Source organism: Mycobacterium sp. NGS33 (assembly GCF_059812885.1).
The window spans coordinates 106,783-126,126 of sequence record NZ_JCALDN010000011.1; the positions used below are offsets into that span (position 1 = coordinate 106,783).

General features: G+C 68.3%; 13 protein-coding genes and 1 pseudogene. 7 read left to right on the plus strand and 7 right to left on the minus strand.

Annotated elements, in window-relative coordinates; all coding sequences use genetic code 11:
• Window position 1: 1 nt before the first annotated feature.
• Window positions 2-825, plus strand: a pseudogene (locus tag AC5Y5B_RS17875) (SAM-dependent methyltransferase).
• 38 nt (window positions 826-863) lie between these two features.
• On the opposite strand, the gene AC5Y5B_RS17880 reads toward AC5Y5B_RS17875, so the two are convergent.
• Complete coding sequence (locus AC5Y5B_RS17880; RefSeq protein WP_500006045.1) at window positions 864-2,684, minus strand: DUF4407 domain-containing protein; 1,821 nt, start codon at window positions 2,682-2,684, stop codon at window positions 864-866.
• 227 nt (window positions 2,685-2,911) lie between these two features.
• Between AC5Y5B_RS17880 and AC5Y5B_RS17885 the strand changes: the two genes are divergently transcribed.
• Together AC5Y5B_RS17885 and AC5Y5B_RS17890 are read left to right on the plus strand one after the other, a co-directional pair.
• Entirely contained in the window at window positions 2,912-3,469 is a 558-nt protein-coding gene (locus AC5Y5B_RS17885) for a hypothetical protein (RefSeq protein WP_112634297.1), read from the plus strand.
• Window positions 3,470-3,576: 107 nt separating this feature from the next.
• Window positions 3,577-4,005 carry a type II toxin-antitoxin system Rv0910 family toxin gene (locus AC5Y5B_RS17890; RefSeq protein WP_205869164.1) on the plus strand — a complete coding sequence of 143 codons (429 nt, stop codon included), beginning with the start codon at window positions 3,577-3,579 and terminating at the stop codon, window positions 4,003-4,005.
• Between the two features lie 33 nt (window positions 4,006-4,038).
• Here the strand turns inward: AC5Y5B_RS17890 and AC5Y5B_RS17895 are convergent, their stop codons facing one another.
• From AC5Y5B_RS17895 to malQ, 5 genes are all read right to left on the minus strand, one after another.
• Window positions 4,039-4,308, minus strand: a complete 270-nt coding sequence (locus AC5Y5B_RS17895; RefSeq protein WP_112634295.1) for a LapA family protein — start codon at window positions 4,306-4,308, stop codon at window positions 4,039-4,041.
• 102 nt (window positions 4,309-4,410) lie between these two features.
• Window positions 4,411-6,153, minus strand: a complete 1,743-nt coding sequence (locus AC5Y5B_RS17900) for a molybdopterin-dependent oxidoreductase (protein WP_112634294.1) — start codon at window positions 6,151-6,153, stop codon at window positions 4,411-4,413.
• A 296-nt stretch (window positions 6,154-6,449) separates the two neighbouring features.
• The gene (locus tag AC5Y5B_RS17905) at window positions 6,450-6,920 is read right to left on the minus strand and encodes a nuclear transport factor 2 family protein (RefSeq protein WP_112634293.1); all 471 of its coding nucleotides are present in this window, start codon (window positions 6,918-6,920) and stop codon (window positions 6,450-6,452) included.
• On the minus strand, window positions 6,917-7,798 hold the full coding sequence (locus AC5Y5B_RS17910) for an LLM class F420-dependent oxidoreductase (RefSeq protein ID WP_112634292.1): 882 nt from the start codon (window positions 7,796-7,798) through the stop codon (window positions 6,917-6,919). The genes AC5Y5B_RS17905 and AC5Y5B_RS17910 overlap by 4 nt, the downstream gene beginning before the upstream one ends.
• A gap of 35 nt (window positions 7,799-7,833) precedes the next feature.
• Window positions 7,834-9,984, minus strand: a complete 2,151-nt coding sequence (gene malQ / locus AC5Y5B_RS17915) for a 4-alpha-glucanotransferase (protein WP_500006046.1) — start codon at window positions 9,982-9,984, stop codon at window positions 7,834-7,836.
• A gap of 423 nt (window positions 9,985-10,407) precedes the next feature.
• Here malQ and eccB point away from each other — a divergent pair, with 423 nt between their 5' ends.
• Together eccB and eccCa are read left to right on the plus strand one after the other, a co-directional pair.
• Complete coding sequence (eccB, locus tag AC5Y5B_RS17920; protein WP_112634290.1) at window positions 10,408-11,925, plus strand: type VII secretion protein EccB; 1,518 nt, start codon at window positions 10,408-10,410, stop codon at window positions 11,923-11,925.
• The gene (gene eccCa / locus AC5Y5B_RS17925; RefSeq protein WP_112634289.1) at window positions 11,922-16,088 is read left to right on the plus strand and encodes a type VII secretion protein EccCa; all 4,167 of its coding nucleotides are present in this window, start codon (window positions 11,922-11,924) and stop codon (window positions 16,086-16,088) included. The genes eccB and eccCa overlap by 4 nt, the downstream gene beginning before the upstream one ends.
• A 43-nt stretch (window positions 16,089-16,131) precedes the next feature.
• Here the strand turns inward: eccCa and AC5Y5B_RS17930 are convergent, their stop codons facing one another.
• Window positions 16,132-17,307, minus strand: a complete 1,176-nt coding sequence (locus AC5Y5B_RS17930) for a cytochrome P450 (RefSeq protein ID WP_500006047.1) — start codon at window positions 17,305-17,307, stop codon at window positions 16,132-16,134.
• Window positions 17,308-17,614: 307 nt separating this feature from the next.
• Between AC5Y5B_RS17930 and fdxE the strand changes: the two genes are divergently transcribed.
• On the plus strand, window positions 17,615-17,809 hold the full coding sequence (fdxE, locus tag AC5Y5B_RS17935) for a ferredoxin FdxE (RefSeq protein WP_112634287.1): 195 nt from the start codon (window positions 17,615-17,617) through the stop codon (window positions 17,807-17,809).
• Window positions 17,810-18,303: 494 nt separating this feature from the next.
• Window positions 18,304-19,344, plus strand: a 1,041-nt coding sequence (locus AC5Y5B_RS17940) for a PPE family protein (protein WP_500006048.1), incomplete at its 3' end; no start/stop codon positions are given.

A 19,344-nucleotide genomic window follows, 5' to 3' on the forward strand; every position in this document is an offset into this window, starting at 1 on the left:
CATGGAAGAAACCAGACAAGCCGTAGCGGACACCGGATTCCTGGTCGCCGCGATGCGTGCCGAGGAATCCGAGCGCCCGGACCGGCTGTTCACCGACCCGTTCGCCGACCGGCTGGCCGGCGCGGAAGGCCGCTCGCTGCTTGCCAGAGCGGCGGCGGCGACGGGCGCGTCCTCGCCGCAGATCGCGATCCGCACGCGGTTCTGGGACGAGGCGTTGCACAGGGCGGAGTCGGCCGACGTAGCGCAGGTGGTGATCCTCGCCGCGGGCATGGATGCGCGCGCGTACCGGCTGCCGTGGCGCCCCGGCACCACCGTCTACGAAGTCGACCAGCCGCAGGTGATGGCGATCAAGGATCAGCGGCTCGCGGGCGAGCGTCCGCGCTGCCGTCGCGTCCCGGTGGGCATCGATCTGGCCGATGACTGGCCGAAAGCGCTGCTGTCCCATGGTTTTCGCCGGATGCCCCGACGGCGTGGCTCGTCGAAGGGCTGCTGCAATACCTCGACGCCGCCGCCGTCGACCTCGTGTTCGCCCGCATCGATGCGCTGTCGGCACCGGGTTCGCGGGCCTGCTATGACCTGGTCGGCGCGACGCTGCTGGAGGCGGACTTCATGCAGCCCACCCTCGAGTACATGCGGCAGAGCGGCGCTGCGTGGACGTTCGGCACCGACGCGCCGGCCGCCCTGATCGAGCGGCACGGCTGGACCGCGAAGGTCACCGACGTCGCCGAACCCGGCGCCAGGTGGAATCGCTGGGATCATCCGGTCGTCCCGCTGGAGGTGCCCGGGATACCGCGCGGCTACTTCGTCGAGGCGACGAAGTCCTGACGCGTCGAAGTCCTAGCGCGTCCAGGTACGGCGGCAGGCTATTTCGGCGGCGGCAGCTCGCGCGGGCCGTCGGGCGGACCCAACTCCGGCGGACCGTCGCGTTTCGTCAGCGCACGCCGGCGATCGCTTTCGGCGGACCGGACCGACAGGCGCTCGGCGTCGGCCCGCCCCGGCAGGGACGGGCCCGACTCGCGGCCGGACACCCGGCCCTGCGGGCGCCCGGCGGGGTGGTGTCGCGACGAGACAACGAATTCCGCTCGTTCCGAAGGCGTTTCACCCGCGGGGTGACCGGACAGCCGGGTGTCGGAGGCCTCGGAATTGACCGTCACCTTGCGGGTGCGCTTGAGCGTGAACGCGATCTCCTCGGTCTCCTCGAGGACGCCTTCGAACACCTGGCGCGCGGCGCGCAGCGGCTGGGTGGTGGTGTCGATGACCTTGGCCACGAACGGCGGCACCAGCGGGCGAATCCAGCGGGCAGCGGCCTTGGTGGCGTCCGGAATCGAGGGGATCGACGACGCATGCCGTTCCTGGTGTTGCTCGACCTCCCCGCCCGTCGGCAGGGGAGCGGGCAGATGCTCCGGAATGTCGGTGTGGGGGCCGACCAGGCCCGCGGCCGGCTCCGGTGCGGGCACCGCGGTGATGGCGCGGCTGGCCGCCTCGGCTTCGGCGGCGATCGGCAGGTACACGTCGTCGTCCGACTCGAACTCCCGCAGCGACGCGGCATGCACCGGACTCTGCAGAGCGTCGGAAACCCGGCGGCGCTGCTGCTCGCGATCGATCTGGGTCTGCGCCTCGATGGCAAGGCGCGCCTGCGTCAGTTGGTGTTCGGCCCAGAGGATTTCGGCCTCCCGACGCACCTCGGCCCGTTTGATGGCGATCGCGGTGTCCGCGTCGAGTTCGGCGCGTTCGCGCTCGGCCCGCGAGGTGGCGTGGCGGTCGTGCGTCGTCTCGCCGCGCCAGCACCCAAGGATCAGGGGTGCGGTGTAGAGCAGCACGCAGGCCCCGATCGTCAACAGGCGCAGGGTCATCGCGCCGGCGTCGGCCGAGGTGAGGTCATTCATCGCCACCCAGCGCGCGCCCAGGCCGCGGTCGGCGTCCGACACGACACCGTCCCGCGCGTCGCGCAGCGCTTGCTCCTGTCGCGAGATCGTGGCGTCCAGGCCTGGCGCCCGACCGTCCCGCGCCGCCAGGGCGGTGTCCAATTCGCGCTGGGCATCGGCGAGAAGTTCGTTCGCCGTGCGTGTTTCGGGCCCGGTGCCGGGATCGCCGGTGATCCGGGTCTGCGGGCAGCCGGGGGTGGGGTGGTACTCGCAGCGGGCGATGACCAGGGCCTTGTCCTGGCGGTCACGGGCCTGGGCGACGGAGTTGTCGAGCGCGGCGCGGGCATCCCTGGTCTGCTGAAGGGCCGCCGATGCACGCGCGACGGCGGGGGACGATTCGGCGTGGCGCAACGCCCGTTCGTCGAGCCGATGGTTGATCGAGCTGGACAGCAGGACCAGCGCGGCGAGCTCACCGACGACCACGCCCACCGCCGCCGCCACGGCGACGCGTCCCAGGACGCCGGGCCGGCTCCGGTCGGGCCCCGGGATGGTGCCGCGGCCGATGGCGCCGACCAGCACACCGAAGACCAGGGTCAGCGCCACCACCGCCGGCAGCGGCCAACGGGTCGCGCCGGCGAGCGCGAGCGCCGCGACCAGCCACGCCAGTGCCGCGCCCGACAACGTAACGGCGCCGGCGACGGCGTGGGTGGACCGCTCGTGCCGCTCACCCAGCTCGCGCCGGTGTCCGCCGCCCAACCAGATGAGCGCCTCCGCCGCCCGGGCCAGGCCTGAGCGCTGCTCGATTACTTCCTGGGGCATAGGGCTCCACACACCTCCACCATCAAGCCTCGCAGGCCACCGCCCGACACATCGAATCGAAGCGCCCCGCCTGTGGCGCGCTTCACAAGTCCGCGGAATCGACGCAGATCCCCGGCCGCGCATCGCTCACACCCGCCGGTCCAACGAGGGGGCATCTGACGCGGAATTGCGGCGACGCGAGCAGATCAGCGACCGTTCCGGCAGGTGACATGAGACGGTATAAGCCTATGACGAATCACGATTATGTCACCTACGAAGAGTTTGGCCGCAGGTTCTTCGAGGTCGCCGTCACCCCCGAGCGTGTCGCCGCCGCGTTCGCCGACATCGCCGGCAGTGAGTTCGCCATGGAGCCGATTGCGCAGGGGCCCGGCGGGATCGCCAAGGTCAGTGCCAACGTCAAGATTCACGAGCCCCGCGTCACGCGCCGGCTGGGCGACAGCATCACCTTCGTCATCCACATTCCGCTGTCCATCGATCTGCTGATCGATTTGTGGCTCGACAAGCCGCGTTTCGTGGTTTCCGGCGACATCCAGCTGCGGGCGACGGCGCGCGCGGCCGAACCCCTGTTGCTGATCGTCGACGTGGCCAAACCGCGACCGTCCGACATCACCGTCAACGTCTCGTCGAACTCCATTCGCGGCGAGGTGCTGCGCATCCTGGCGGGCGTGGACGGAGAGATCCGGCGCTTCATCGCGCAATACGTCGCCGCCGAGATCGACACGCCCCAGTCGCAGGCGGCGCAAATCATCGATGTGGCCCAGCAGCTGGAGTCAGCCTGGCCCTGACCGGCCCGCCCACGAATACGCGTGAGGGCGTCGGGGTACCCAGACATGGTTGTGCGTCTGTCGCCCCCGTGGGCGACGGCGTTCCCGATCGCCAGGGGAGGAAGACTTTGGCTCGCGTAGATGTGTCGGTGTCGTCGCAGGTGGAACCGGAGGCGGCGTGGAAGCTGGCCTCCGACCTGGACCGATTCGACGAGTGGATGACGATCTTTGCCGGATGGCGTGGGCCGGTGCCCGACACCATCGAGAAGGGAACCTGCATCTCGTCGTGCGTCAAGGTCAAGGGCTTCCGCAACGTCATCCACTGGGAGGTCACCCGCTATGACGAGCCGAAAGCGATTGAGCTGCAGGGCCGCGGGCGCGGCGGGATCCGCCTGACCGTGGCGATGACCGTCGCGGACAATCACCCCGGATCGACGTTTCACCTCACCGCCGACCTCGGCGGCGGTCTGCTCAGCGGGCCCGTCGGGGGATTGGTCGCCCGGGTGCTGCGGTCCGACGTGCAAAAGTCCGTCAACAACCTGGCGGCGCTGCAATAACGCGCTGCAATTACGGACCCATCCGGTCGGGCGCTAGTGCGCCGGGTGGCTGATCGTCCAATGCCGTTCGGCGTCACGAATTCGCCTGCGGTCCATGGCAAGCCAGGACAGCCCGGCCCCGAAGGCGAGCATGGCGACGATCGCGGCGGCAACCCCCGCGCCGACCTGGCCCAGGGCGAAGTTGGCCACACACACGACGAACGCCAACGCGGCCGCGGCGACCACGAGTAGCCCGGGTGTCTGCCCGGCCCCACCCATCCGCGGGTCAGCGGTCCGATCATGGTCGACAGGGCGGTGCCTCATGGCGTCTCCTCTGCTGTCACTTCCGTTTCGGCCCGATTCCTTGGAGCTACCCAACGGGCTGTCGGGACAAACGACTTTGGCGGAGGTGACGCGCGGTTTCGCCTAGAGGGTCTGGTGGCGGCCGAAGTACTTGTGGTCTTCGCTATAGCCGCCGTAGCCGCTACCGATGTCGTGGTAGTCGGCGACGAACTCGATGCCTTTGATCCACTTCACCAGCTTGAAGCCGTGCTGCAATTCGTTGCGCAGCCGCAGCGGCCGCCCGTGCATGTAGGGGAGCTGCTGGTCGTTCATGTTGTAGGCCAGCATCGTCATGTGGTGGTCCATCTGGCCGATGTGGTGGGCGTTGTAATAGATGCCGCCCGTGGCGCCCAGCCCCATCGAATAGAAGACCGCCCATTTCGCTTCGGGCAGCGGTTTGACGATGTCCATGATCGTTTTCATTTGCACGCCACCCCATTTGGCGACGCCCGACCACGCCTGGATGCAGAAGTGCTGGCTGATCTGCTCGTGATAGGGCAGCGCCATCAAGTCCTCGAGCGAGAACTCCATCGGGTGCTCGACCAGACCGTAAACCTTGAGGCGCCAGTCCTTGAAGTCGTCGCGCTCGAGTTCCTTGTACTCGACGGTCTCGGGTAGGCGGCCGTTGCGCCAGTGGTGCGGGGAGATGTCCTTTTCGGTGAAGGCGCCGGGCTTGGGGTCCAGCTGTTCGAGCATCCGCTGGAAGGGGCCCACCAACGCGTAGCCGACCCGTTGCACCACCCGGGGATGGCGAATGGTGAAGGGCGTGGCCCAAACCCACGCGATGGCGGTCAGCACCATGGCCGCGGAGAAGATGCCGAAACCGACCCAGCTGTTGTCGTCACGGGAGGCGAACATGTGGTTGAGGTTTCGCAGCGCCTCGGTCGTCAGCACCATCGTCACGTGCACCAGGATGAAGAACAGGAAGTAGACCAGCACCACGAAGTGCAGCGACCGGGCGTGCTGGATGCTCAGCCGCTTGCTGAGCCAGTGCACCCGCTGGGACAGCGCGGGCGACATGCCCAGTCCGGTGATCAGTGCGGCCGGGGCGGCGATGAACACGGTGGTGAAGTAGGCGAGTAGCTGCAGGCCGTTATAGGCGACCCAGCCGTTGTCGGTCGGCCAGTCCAGCGACAGGTACTGAATGGCCACCGACGCCGCGTTCGGGAAGACGTCCCAGCTGGTCGGCACGATGTGGCGCCACTGACCGGTGGCGAACAACAGCACGTAGAAGACGGCCCCGTTGACGAGCCACAGCACGTCGACGCCCAGATGCCACCACCGGGCCAGGCCGATGGAGTGCCGAAAGCCGGGCAGCCCCAATTGCGGGGGCAGGGCGACGGTGTCGGCGTTGGCGGTCCACAGCTCGTCGTCCGGAACCGGCGGACCCACCCGCAGCCATTCGTCCTTGCCGGGGGTGGCGTTGCGGCTGAAGTAAAGGCGGGGATGGTCGCAGAGGATCTGGATGCCCGTCCTGATGATGAACATCATCATGAACAGGTTGAAGAAGTGCGTCCAGCCGATCCACGCCGGCAGGCCCGGGGGGATGCCGGCGCTGTCGGAGCCGGGGTAGCGCTGAATGAACGACTGCACCGCCGGCACGTGGTGCAAGCCCTTGCCGACCGCGATCCCGGCGATCAGCACGGCAAAGCCGATCGGGATCAACCAGAGCAGGTTGAACCATCGGTCGCGGCCGATGCGCAGCTTGGGGGCGGTGGCCCGCCTGGTGAGATCGAAGCCGCCACCGTAATGCTCCACATCGATGACGTCTTCGGCGGTGTGTATCTCGTTGCGGTAGTCCGGGATGGACGTGAGGGGCGTGCCCACTGTCAGGGTCGAGGCTGAGCCGTTTCCCTCCGGACCAACGTGCTTGCTTTCGGCCTGCGTCACGGGCTTGAAAATACACGAAAAAACCCGGATAAATCCAAGTCTGATTGGAAAAAAGGGTGACGGCCGGCCGCGGTTCGACCAGACGTTCGTCGACAACAGTTGCCAGCGGGCAGGATTTGCCTCCGCGTGGACGCCGGTTGACGCAATTGCCTATGGAACGCCCGATTTGCTCCGCAAACTCGGTTCCTTGCCGATTGCTGTGAGTTTTATACGAACCTCCTAGCAGATCGGCGCTAGGCGGTGTCGCGCGGCAGCAGCCGGCGCACCGGGCGGGTCTCGATGGCGTTGACCGTCAACGCCCGCCGGCCAATCCGCCAGCCTGCCTCGGTCAGCGTGTACTCGTCGTCGTAGCGCAGGTGCCACGCCACGTCCACCAACTCGGCGTCGCGCTCGCTCCAGTGGTGCGCGACGCACGCGATGCGCCCGCGGGCGCTATCGGGTCGCCCGGTCGCGTCGTACACCTCGCCGACGATCGCGTGCTCGGTGCGGACCACCGCGGACACGGCCGCCACCGCCGCCGCGATGGCGTCGCGGCCGCGATGCGAATGGATCGGCCGCAAGTCGGCCGGCGGCGCGGGCACCAGCAGCTCGGCATCGGCGCTGAAAAGCTCCGCCACAGCGCCGAATTCACGGTCATCGACGTGCGCCGCGTAGCGGTGCACCAGATCGCTCAGCGCCGCCCGCTGCTCGGCGGACAGCGTCATGAGCTCAGCGACAACCGTTGCGCGCACGCCGATAACAGGTCCTTGGCCTGCTCGATATCGGTCGTCGGCGGCATGGCCAACACCAACCGGTCCGCCCCCTGATCGGCGAGGGCGGCCGCGCGCTCGGCATCGACCTTGGCGACCGAATGGCCCAGCGACACTTCGAGCGCCGCCGGATCGCGGCCCGCCGATGATGCCTCGTCGCGCATCAACGCAATCAACGACGCGAGTTGCGGCCCAGTCACCCCGAGCGGCTGGAAGCCGTCACCGAAGCGCCCGGCGCGGCGCGCGGCCGCTCGGCTGTGTCCGCCGATGTGAATCGGGAACCGTTCGGCTGCAACGGGTTTCGGATAGCACATGACATTCTCGAAGTTGAAGAACTCGCCCGCGAAAGACGCCCCCTCGGGCCGCTGCGCCCACAACGCGCGCATGACGGCCAGCTGCTCATCGGCCCGCCGTCCCCGGCTGTCGAACTCCACGTCGCAGGCGGCCAGCTCTTCGGAGAGCCAGCCCACCCCGACGCACAGGTGCAGCCTGCCGCCCGACAGGGCGTCGACGGTGGCGACCCGCTTGGCCAGCACCACGGGGTGGTGATTGGGCAGCACCAGCACCCCGGTGGCCAGCCCCAGGCCGCTGGTCTGGCCGGCCAGAAAGGCAAGCAGGTCAAGGGGATCCGGGATGGGGCAGTCCGCCGCCAGGCCGACGCGGCCCGAACTGTCGTAGGGATAGACGCTGTCGTAGCGGGTGAGCAAGACGGTGTGCTCGACGACGACGATCGAGTCGAACCCACAGGCCTCGAGGTGGCGCGCGAAGGCCACCATCCAGTCGGGGTCCGCAGTGACACCGTCGGCGACGGGGGCCACGACTGAGACCTTCATGGTGTCCGAAGCTAACAAGGCCCCCCGCCCGGCGACTAGCGGGCCGCGCTTTCGGCGGGGGCTATTGCGGCGCGCACGGCTTCGGCGAGCCTGGCGGTGCGGCGATCGGCGAAGATGTCCTCGAGCATGACCGGGCGCCCGTCGGGACCCGTCAGCGGCACCCGCCAGTTGGGGTATTCGTCGGTGGTGCCGGGCTGATTCTGGGTCCGGCGGTCGCCGACGGCGTCGGTCAGGGCCACGCCCAGCAGCCGCGACGGCGTCCTGCCCAGATAGCGGTACAGCGCCACGACGACGTGCTCGGGATCGTCCTCGCCGTCCTCGAGCAGCCCGACCCGGCGCAGCTCGGCCATCCACGCCGCCAGCTCGGTCCGGTCGGACTCCAGCTCCTCTTCGACGGGCCGGGTCAGCAGTCCCAACGAATCCCGCAGCCGCACATGGTCGCCCGCCAGATAGCCGGCGGTCGGCGGCAGATCGTGCGTGGTGACCGAGGACAGGCAGTACTCGCGCCAGCGCTCGGCCGGCAGCGGGCCACCGTTACCGTCCCGGTCCAACTCGAACCAGAGGATCGACGTACCCAGCAAGCCGCGCAACAAGAGGTAGTCACGCACCCACGGCTCGACCGTGCCGAGATCCTCGCCGACGACGACCGCCCCCGCCCGGTGCGCTTCCAGGGCGACGATGCCGATCATGGCCTCGTGGTCGTACCGCACGTAGGTGCCGTCGGTGGGCGAGGCGCCCCGCGGGATCCACCACAACCGGAACAACCCGATGATGTGGTCGATGCGCACCCCGCCGGCGTGCCGCAGCACGGCACCGATCAGCGCCCGGAAGGGCCGATATTCGTGCTCGTCCAACCGATCCGGTCGCCACGGCGGCTGTGACCAGTCCTGGCCGAGCTGGTTGAACTCGTCCGGCGGCGCGCCCGCGGTCACCCCCAGTGCCATCACGTCCTGCAGCGCCCAGGCGTCGGCGCCGTTAGGGTGCACACCGACGGCCAGGTCGTGCATGATGCCCAACGACATGCCGGCCCGGATCGCCTGTGACTGCGTCGCGGCCAGCTGCTCGTCGAGTTGCCACTGCATCCAGCGGTGGAAATCGACTGTGTCGGAATGCTTTCGGGCGAACTCCGCGACGCCGGACGCGTCCGGGTGCTGCAACGCCTCCGGCCAGGAATGCCAGTCGTCGCCGTGCTTCTCGGCCAGCGCGCACCAGGTGGCGAAGTCGTCCAGCGCGCGGCCCTCCCGGTCGCGGAACGCGGCGTAGGACAGCTCCCTGCCCGCCGAGCGCGGTTCCTGGTGCAGCAGCCGCAGCGCCGCCCGCTTGGCCGCCCACGAGCCGTCGCGGTCGATGGCGTCGACGCCGCCGGCGCGCTGCTGGACCTCGGAACGCAGCCGGCGGACCCGGCTGCGCTTGGTCAGCTCGGCGAACTCGGGGATCGCCTCGACGTGAAGATAAATAGGGTTGACGAAGCGGCGCGATGTCGGCAGATACGGCGACGGCTCCATCGGCTTGGTCGGGGCCGCGGCGTGCAGGGGATTGACCAGCAGGTAGTCGGCGCCGTGCCGGGAGGCCGACCACACCGCGAGGTCGGTCAGATCGGTCAGATCGCCGACACCCCACGACTGGCGCGACCGCACGCTGTACAGCTGCGCGGCCAGCCCCCACGCGCGCCGGGCGCCGAGCCGCTCGGGCAGCCCGAGCCAATCCGGGGTCACGATCAGCGCGGTGCTGGTTTCGCAGTCGCCGGAACGCAGGTGCACCCGGTGATAGCCCAGCGGCAGATCGGAGGGCAGCAGGAAGCTGGCCTCGCCCACCCAGCGACCGTCCAGGTCGAACGGCGGGGTGGAGTTGTCGACCTGTTCGACACCGTCGCGCACCGTCCCGTCTTCGAGCTGCAACCACACCTCGGCGGGATCGCCGTGGGTGACATGCGCCCAGAACCGGATCTGCTCGCCGGTGCGCCCGACGATGGTCGGCGGCAGCCGGCGCGCCCAGTGCGACCGCAGCTTCGCCGTCAGCGCGGCGTTGCGCTCCTGCTCGTTGTCGGCCGCCACGCCGAACGCACCCAGCACCGCCTTCAACGTCGTCTCCGCGACCCGCACCCGGCGGCCGGACCAGTCCTCGTACTCGGTCGCGATGCCGTATCTGCGAGCGAGTTCGATCAGCGACGGCGCGAGTTCAGTCATACCGCCATCTTGGTGTCCGGATTCGCCGGTCGGCGACTCGGACCCGGGGCGGGTTGGCGCATTCTTTGCTGGGCGGTCGCCCGCCGTTCATCTGGATCGGCCGCCGGCGCCGGCTTCGCGCGCTCGACAGGACGGGCGGGCCCGCGGCGATTACGATGCCCTGAGGGGATCGAAGGGATCCGGTCGGCTCATCCGCGGGGGAACGAAAACTGCCAGCTCAGTGGGGCGCGTCGGCGCGGTATTCCCTGGCGGCCCGCGGCGGTGGACGGGGCCGGATCCGGGTGCATAAACAAATGTAGAAGCCAATGCGCATTGGCGCCGCGTGGCGAGGTCCGCGCAGGTGCCTTAACGTTGTCATGTAATTCGCGCTGGATCGATCAGATGGTGATATCCAGGCGCTTCAGCAGACCGGATGGTGAATAAGTGGCGGAAGAGAGTCGCGGGCAGCGCGGGTCGGGGTACGGCCTCGGGTTGTCGACCCGGACCCAGGTGACCGGCTACCAGTTCCTTGCGCGCCGCACCGCGATGGCGCTGACCCGGTGGCGCGTCCGCATGGAGGTCGAGCCGGGACGGCGACAGAACCTGGCCGTGGTGGCGTCGATCTCCGCCGCGCTGGTCATCTGCCTGGGCGCGCTGCTCTACTCCTTCATCAGCCCGGCCGGGCAGATCAACGAGTCACCGATCATCGCCGACCGCGACTCGGGTGCGCTGTACGTCCGCGTCGGCGAGAAGTTGTACCCCGCGCTGAACCTGGCGTCGGCCCGCCTCATCACCGGTCGCCCCGACAACCCGCACCTGGTCAAGTCCAACCAGATCGCCAGCCTGCCGCGCGGCCCGATGGTCGGCATCCCGGGCGCACCGTCCAGCTTCCATCCGACCAGCCCCGCCACGTCGTCCTGGTTGGTCTGCGACACCGTGGCGAACTCGACCGGTGCCGGCGCCCCGTCGGGTGTGACGGTCACGGTCATCGACGGCAACCCCGACCTGAGCAACCACCGGCGGGTGCTGACCGGCTCGGACGCGGTGGTGCTGAACTACAGCGGGGACGCCTGGGTGGTCCGCGACGGGCGTCGCTCCCGCATCGACGGGTCGAACCGATCGGTGCTGCTGCCGCTGGGGCTGACCCCCGAGCAGGTCAGCATGGCCAAGCCGATGAGCCGCGCCCTGTACGACGCGTTGCCGGTGGGGCCGGAGCTGACCGTGCCCCAGATCCAGAACGCGGGCGCCGGGGCGTCGTTCCCCAACGCGCCCGGCCCGATCGGCACGGTGATCGTCACCCCGCAGATCAGTGGGCCGCAACAGTATTCGCTGGTGCTGGCCGACGGTGTGCAGACGCTGCCGCCGTTGGTGGCCCAGATCCTGCAGAACGCCGGGCCGGGCAACACCAAACCGGTGACCGTGGAGCCGTCTGCGCTGGCGAAGATGCCGGTGGTCAACAAGCTGGACCTGTCGTCGTACCCGGACGCGCCCCTCAATGTGATGGATATCCGCGAGAACCCGGCGACCTGCTGGTGGTGGCAGAAGACCTCCGGTGAGAACCGGGCCCGCGTGCAGGTCATCTCCGGCGCGACCATTCCGGTCGAGCAGAAGGACGTCAACCGGGTGGTGTCGCTGGTCAAGGCGGACACCACCGGCCGCGAAGCCGACCAGGTCTTCTTCGGCCCCGATTACGCGAACTTCGTGGCCGTCACCGGAAACGATCCCGGAGCCAAGACGACCGAATCGCTGTGGTGGCTCACCGACGCGGGCGCGCGGTTCGGGGTCGACGACACCCGCGAGGTGCGAGAGGCGTTGGGCCTGAAGACGAAACCGGGCCTGGCGCCGTGGGTGGCGCTGCGACTGCTCCCGCAAGGGCCGACGTTGTCGCGGGCGGATGCGCTGGTGGAGCACGACACGCTACCGATGGATATGTCCCCAGGAGAGTTGGCGGTACCGAAGTGAAACGTGGATTTGCGCGGCCGACACCGGAGAAGCCTCCGGTAATCAAGCCGGAGAACATCGTCCTCCCGACGCCGTTGAGCATCCCGCCACCGGAGGGCAAGCCCTGGTGGATCGTGGTGGTCGGCGTCGTGGTGGTCGGCCTGCTGATCGGCATGGTCGCCATGACCTTCGCCAGCGGGTCGCACGTGTTCGGGGGCGCCGGCTCGATCTTCCCGATCTTCATGATCGGTGGCGTCGCGATGATGATGTTCGGCGGCCGATTCGGCGGCCAGCAGCAGATGAGCCGCCCCAAGCTGGACTCGATGCGCGCCCAGTTCATGCTGATGCTGGACATGCTGCGCGAGACCGCCCACGAGTCGGCCGACAGCATGGACGCCAACTACCGGTGGTTCCACCCCGCGCCCACCACGCTGGCCGCCGCGGTGGGGTCGTCGCGGATGTGGGAGCGCAAGCCCGACGGCAAGGACCTGAACTTCGGCGTGGTCCGCGTCGGCGTCGGCATGACCCGCCCCGAGGTGACCTGGGGTGAGCCCCAGAACATGCCCACCGACATCGAGCTCGAGCCGGTGACCGGTAAGGCGCTTCAGGAATTCGGTCGCTATCAAAGCGTCGTCTACAACCTGCCCAAGATGATCTCGGTGCTCGTCGAGCCCTGGTACTCGCTGGCCGGGGACCGCGAACAAGTGCTGGGGCTGATGCGGGCGATCATCTGCCAGCTGGCCTTCTCGCACGGGCCCGACCACATGCGGATGATCGTGGTCAGTTCCGAGCTGGACGAATGGGACTGGGTGAAATGGCTGCCCCACTTCGGTGACCCGCGCCGCCAGGACGCCGCGGGCAACGCGCGGATGGTCTACAGCTCGGTGCGCGAGTTCGCCGCCGAGCAGGCCGAATTGTTCGCCGGCCGTGGGTCTTTCACGCCCCGCCACGCCAGTTCGTCGGCCCAGACCCCGACGCCGCACACGGTGATCATCGCCGATGTGGTTGACCCGCAATGGGAGTACGTGATCAGCGGCGAAGGCGTCGACGGGGTGACGTTCTTCGATCTCACCGGCTCGGCGATGTGGAGCGCGGTCCCGGAGCGCACGCTACGGTTCGACGAGAAGGGTGTGATCGAGGCGCTGCCCCGCGACCGCGACACCTGGATGGTCATCGACGAGAAGCCCTGGTTCTTCGCCCTCACCGACCACATCAGCACCGCCGAGGCCGAGGAGTTCTCGCAGAAGCTGGCGCGCTGGCGGCTCGCCGAGGCGTACGAGGAGATCGGCCAGCGGGTGGCGCACATCGGCGCCCGAGACATCCTGTCCTACTACGGAATCGACGACCCGGGCCGCATCGACTTCCACGAACTGTGGGGCAGCCGCAACGACTCGATGGGCAGGTCGCGGTTGCGGGCGCCCTTCGGTGTCCGCTCCGACAACGGCGAGCTGCTGTTCCTGGACATGAAGTCGCTGGACGAAGGCGGCGACGGCCCGCACGGCGTCATGTCCGGAACGACCGGTTCGGGTAAATCCACCCTGGTGCGAACCGTGATCGAATCGCTGATGCTCAGCCACCCGCCCGAAGAGCTGCAGTTCGTGCTCGCCGACCTCAAGGGTGGATCGGCGGTCAAGCCGTTCGCCGGCGTGCCGCACGTGTCCCGCATCATCACCGACCTGGAAGAAGACCAGGCGCTGATGGAGCGCTTCCTGGACGCCCTGTGGGGCGAGATCGCCCGCCGCAAGGCGATCTGCGACAGCGCCGGCGTCGACGACGCCAAGGAATACAACTCGGTGCGCAGCCGGATGCGGGCGCGTGGCCAGGACATGGCTCCACTGCCGATGCTCGTGGTCGTCATCGACGAGTTCTACGAATGGTTCCGCATCATGCCGACGGCGGTGGACGTCCTCGACTCGATCGGCCGGCAGGGTCGCGCCTACTGGATCCACCTGATGATGGCGTCGCAGACCATCGAGAGCCGCGCCGAAAAGCTCATGGAGAACATGGGTTACCGGTTGGTGCTGAAGGCGCGTACCGCCGGTGCGGCGCAGGCGGCCGGCGTGCCGAACGCGGTCAACCTGCCCGCGCAGGCCGGTCTGGGTTACTTCCGCCGCAGCCTCGAGGACATCACCCGGTTCCAGGCCGAATTCCTGTGGCGGGACTACTTCCCGCGCGGGTTGACCGACGACGGGGACGAGGCGCCGGCGCTGGTGCACAGCATCGACTACGTCCGGCCGCAACTGTTCACCAACTCGTTCACCCCGCTGGAAGTCAGCGTCGGGGGGCCGGACGTCGCCGCGCCCGCGAACCCCGCCGACGGCTTGCCGGTCGAGGTCGAGGGCGGCGAGGACGACGACGCCGAAGGCATCAGGACGCCCAAGGTCGGTACCGTCATCATCGACCAGCTGCGCAAGATCGACTTCCAGCCGTACCGGCTGTGGCAGCCGCCGCTGAACCAGCCGGTCGCCATCGACGAATTGGTCAACCGGTTCCTCGGCCACCCCTGGCAGCAGGACTACGGCAGCGCGCAGGATCTGGTCTTCCCGATCGGGATCATCGACCGTCCGTTCAAGCACGACCAGCCGCCGTGGACGGTCGACACGTCGGGACCCGGTGCCAACGTGCTGATCCTGGGCGCCGGCGGTTCGGGCAAGACGACGGCGCTGCAGACCCTGATCTGCTCGGCGGCGCTGACCCACACGCCCGAGCAGATCCAGTTCTACTGCCTGGCCTACAGCAGCACCGCGCTGACCACGGTCGCCCGCCTGCCCCACGTCGGTGAGGTGGCCGGCCCGACCGACCCCTACGGCGTTCGGCGCACGGTGGCCGAACTGTTGGCGCTGGTGCGGGAGCGCAAGCGCAGCTTCCTCGAGTACGGGATCGCGTCGATGGAGGTGTTCCGGCGGCGCAAGTTCGGCAACGAGCCCGGCCCGGTTCCCAACGACGGGTTCGGCGACGTCTACCTGGTGGTCGACAACTACCGGGCGCTGGCCGAGGAAAACGAGGTGCTGATCGAGCAGGTCAACGTGATCATCAACCAGGGACCCTCGTTCGGGGTGCACGTGGTGGTCACGGCCGATCGCGAATCGGAGCTGCGGCCGCCGGTGCGCAGCGGATTCGGGTCCCGGGTCGAGCTGCGGTTGGCCGCCGTGGAGGACGCCAAGCTGGTGCGCTCGCGGTTCGCCAAGGACGTTCCGGTCAAGCCGGGCCGCGGCATGGTCGCGGTCAACTACGTCCGTCTCGACGCCGACCCGCAGTCCGGTCTGCACACCCTGGTGGCGCGGCCGGCGCTGGCCAGCACGCCGGACAACCGGTTCGAGTCCGACAGCATCGTCGAAGCCGTCAGCCGCATCGCCACCGGCCAGGCCCCGCCGGTGCGCCGACTGCCGGCGACATTCGGCGTCGAACAGCTCCGGGAGCTGGCCGCCCAGGACACCCGCCAGGGTGTGGGTGCGGGCGGAATCGCTTGGGCCATCTCGGAATTGGATCTGTCGCCGGTGTATCTCAACTTCGCCGAGAACGCGCACCTGATGGTGACCGGTCGCCGCGAGTGTGGGCGCACCACGACGCTGGCCACCATCATGTCCGAGATCGGGCGGTTGTACGCGCCGGGAGCCACCAGCGCACCGCCGCCGCCGGCCGGGCAGCCCTCGGCCCAGGTGTGGCTGGTCGACCCGCGTCGCCAGCTGCTGACCACGCTCGGCTCCGACTACGTGGAGAAATTCGCCTACAACCTCGATGGCGTGCAGGCGATGATGGGCGAACTGGCCGCGGTCCTGGCCGGCCGCGAGCCGCCGCCGGGGTTGTCGGCCGAAGAGTTGCTCTCCCGCAACTGGTGGAGTGGACCGGAGATCTTCTTGATCGTCGACGACATCCAGCAGCTGCCCGCGGGCTTCGATTCGCCGCTGCACAAGGCCGCTCCCTGGGTGACCCGGGCCGCCGATGTCGGCCTGCACGTGATCGTCACGCGCACGTTCGGTGGCTGGTCGTCGGCCGGCAGCGACCCGATGTTGCGGGCCCTGGCCCAGGCGAACGCGCCGCTGCTGGTGATGGACGCCGATCCGGACGAGGGATTCATCCGCGGCAAGATGAAGGGTGGCCCGCTGCCCCGTGGCCGAGGCCTGCTGATGGCCGAGGACACCGGCGTGTTCGTTCAGGTCGCCGCGACCGAGCTGCGCAGGTAGGGCCGCGAAAGTTATGTCAGCCGCTGCGCCGGGGCCGGACCGGTCACACCGGGATCGCGCCCCAGCGCAGCGGTAACTCCTTGAGCGCGAAGCTTTTTGAGGGGTAATTGATGACGGGGGAGTAACCCTCGGGCAGTTCGAAATCCGGAATCTGGGTGAGCCATTCCGCGACGATCACCGTCAGCTCGATGCGCGCCAGGTGAGAGCCCAGGCAGCGATGCGGTCCACCGCCAAATCCCCAGTGGCGGTGGACTTTTCCGTCCATGTTCAGCTCGTTGGTGGACATCGCGTCGCTGTCGTCACGATTGACCGCCGCCATGCACAGCCGCACCGAGGTGCCGGGCGGCAGAGTCATGCCGCCGACCTCGACGAATTCGGTGGTGACCCGCGGCGCCACCGGCGCCGACGGCTCGAGCCGGACGATCTCTTCGATGAAAACCCTGATCTGCTTGGGGTTGTCGCGCAGCTGCTTGCGCAGCTGCGGCCTGCGGGCCAATTCGAACAGCGAGAATCCGATGGCCGCGGTCACCGTGTCCAGACCGGCCAGGATGAGCAGATGGGTCATGCCGAGCAGTTCGAGGTCGGTGAAATTGCCCTTGCCGGTGATCACCTGCGACAGCATGTCCGACTTCGGGTGTTGCCGGCGCTGCGCGATGACGTCGGCCAGGTATGTCAGCAGCTGCTCGGATTTCTCTATGTCGCTCTGGGTGACGAAGGGCTTGTCGCTGACGACGGCGTCCTTCCACTCGATCAGACGGTCACGATCCTCGACCGGCAGACCGTAGAGGTCCAAAAACACCTGAAACGGGTAGAGATTGGCGAAATCCGCCATCACCTCGCACTCGCCCCGGCCGGCCAGCGCCGCGATCATCTCGGTGGCGTGACGCTGCAGCACCGGGCGCGACTTGCTCAACGCGTGCGGGCTGAAGTACGGCTGCAGGATCTGGCGGTAGCGGGTGTGTTGCGGCGGATCGTAAGCCAGTGGCAGCACCGGCAGGGGGTGGCCGGGGGGCTGCAGGATCGTCGAGGAGAAGACCTTGGTGTTGCGCAGCGCGGCCAGCACGTCCTCGCGGCGGGTGATGTAGTAGTGACCGTTCATGAACACGACCGGTCCGGCGTCGCGCAGTGTCTTCCAACCGACGCCCCGGTCCTCGGTCATCGGCAGCGTGGCGAAATCGAGCCGGGGCAGGTAGAACGACCCTTGCTGGCCTTCGCTCATGCGCTTCGATCTCCGGTTGTCTGTCTGCGGTGCCATGGCCCTACGCCGTCGCGTCTTTGTCGCAATTCGTCGCTACCAACACCTGGCGGCAGATCAATATTGCATCGGCTCGTCAATATTGCATGTGGGGCAACGGAACACGGATCCGCCCGGCTGCGCGAAGGCGAGGTTGCGGTGGGCGAAAGCGATTGGCGACCACCTTGGACACTGTACCGAGCGACTAATCTGGGTACCGCACCGCGAAGTGCACGTCGTCCGAGTGCGACGACCTGAACGGCCACGCCGTGCCAGCTAGGGAGGAAGCCTCGTGAGGGTTCGTCTGGAACAGTCGAAATGTGTGGGCCACGCCCAGTGCTTCGCCGTCGACCCAGACCTCTTCCCGATCGACGAGTCCGGCTATTCGATTCTCGAGGAGCACGAGGTCAGGCCCGAGGACGAGCAATCGACACGCGACGGCGTCGCATCGTGTCCCGAAATGGCGTTGATTCTCGAAGAGGACTGACGCTGCGACCGCCGAAGCCCCAGTGGTACCGCGGTCGGCGTTAAGCAAACGGCGAGTGAACATTTCATTGCCTTGCGTGAACTCCCGCCGACCGGGAATGAACAGTGGCTGGCCATTGATAAACAGGCGCCTTTGCGTGTCGGTGTTTGCTTCGTAACGAACTAATCTCAGTGCCGGGCGGCAGTTCGGGCACACGCGAGCTGTCGCTCGGTTGCTGATAGCGGGAGATTAGCCGAGGCAGAAGGTGCATGTCTTTCCTGACCAGACATCCGAGAAGCGTGGTGGCAGACCAGCTTTGCGGACGCGGTCCACTGGACAGCATGCGCCGGCCCGCCCGGCTGATGGGGTTGCGGGGCGAAGGCGCCCCGTTGGTGACTCCCGTGGGCGCAGCGGCCAACCGGTGGCGTCGTCTACAGAGCCGTGACCACGGCCACCACTGATTCCTACGTGAGAGCCGAGATCGCCTGCGATCCCGGCCGACTGAGGAGGACACGGTGTTTGACTTCGCGGCGTTACCGCCCGAAATCAATTCCGGTCGCATGTATGCGGGTCCGGGGTCGGGGCCAATGATGGCCGCCGCCGCCGCCTGGGACGAGATTGCGGCGGAATTGGGTGTAGCGGCCAGCGGCTACAACTCGGCGGTGACCGAGCTCACCAGCGGGCCATGGGTGGGACCGGCATCGATGTCGATGGTCGCGGCGATCACCCCGTTCGTGAGCTGGCTCAGCGCCGTGGCCGCGCTGGCCGAGGAGACGGCAGGGCAGGGCCGGGCCGCCGCGGCGGCCTTTGAGGCGGCGTTCGCGATGACGGTGCCGCCGCCGGTGATCGCCGCCAACCGGGTCCTGCTGGCGACTCTGATAGCGACGAACTTCTTCGGCCAGAACACCCCGGCGATCGCGGCCACCGAGGCGCAGTACATGGAGATGTGGGCCCAGGACGCGGCTGCGATGTTCGGCTACGCCGCTTCGTCGGCGACCGCCTCGGAGCTGGCCCCGTTCGCCACGCCGCCCAACACCACCACCCCGGACGCGGACGCCGACCAGGCCGCTGCGGTCGCCAAGGCGGTCGCCGAGCCGGCGGGCAACACCGCCCAGACGACGTCGCAGCTGGCGACCCCGCAATCGTTGACGGCCAGCACGCAGGCGGTGACCCAGGCGTCGACCGCTACCTCGGATCCCGGACCGCTCACCTGGCTCACGAGCGCAATCCAGAATTTCGAGGAGTCCGGGCTGCCGACCCCGACCAACAACTACCTGGGGCTGAACCCCACCCTCTACACGGTGCTGCTCAAGCAGAACAGCGGTCTTGCGTATTTCTCGAACGGCATTGTGGCCTTCTGGTCGCAGCTCTCCCAGCAGCTGGTGTCGGGTCCCGGTGGTAGTACGGCCGGTGCCGGTGGTGCCTGGTATCCCACGCCGCAGTTCGCCAGCCTGGGGCTGGGCAACCTGGGCGGGGTGGGCCATGTGAGTGCGATCTCGGCGGGGACGGGTCAGGCCGCGCGGGTCGGGATGCTCTCGGTGCCTCAGCACTGGGCC

Coding starts and splice junctions, on each gene's coding strand:
- malQ (WP_500006046.1), bottom strand. CDS start 9,984: ATGACTGAACTCGCGCCGTCGCTGATCGAACTCGCTCGCAGATACGGC.
- AC5Y5B_RS17895 (WP_112634295.1), bottom strand. CDS start 4,308: ATGAGGCACCGCCCTGTCGACCATGATCGGACCGCTGACCCGCGGATG.
- AC5Y5B_RS17910 (WP_112634292.1), bottom strand. CDS start 7,798: ATGAAGGTCTCAGTCGTGGCCCCCGTCGCCGACGGTGTCACTGCGGAC.
- AC5Y5B_RS17930 (WP_500006047.1), bottom strand. CDS start 17,307: ATGAGCGAAGGCCAGCAAGGGTCGTTCTACCTGCCCCGGCTCGATTTC.
- AC5Y5B_RS17885 (WP_112634297.1), top strand. CDS start 2,912: ATGACGAATCACGATTATGTCACCTACGAAGAGTTTGGCCGCAGGTTC.
- AC5Y5B_RS17905 (WP_112634293.1), bottom strand. CDS start 6,920: ATGACGCTGTCCGCCGAGCAGCGGGCGGCGCTGAGCGATCTGGTGCAC.
- AC5Y5B_RS17880 (WP_500006045.1), bottom strand. CDS start 2,684: ATGCCCCAGGAAGTAATCGAGCAGCGCTCAGGCCTGGCCCGGGCGGCG.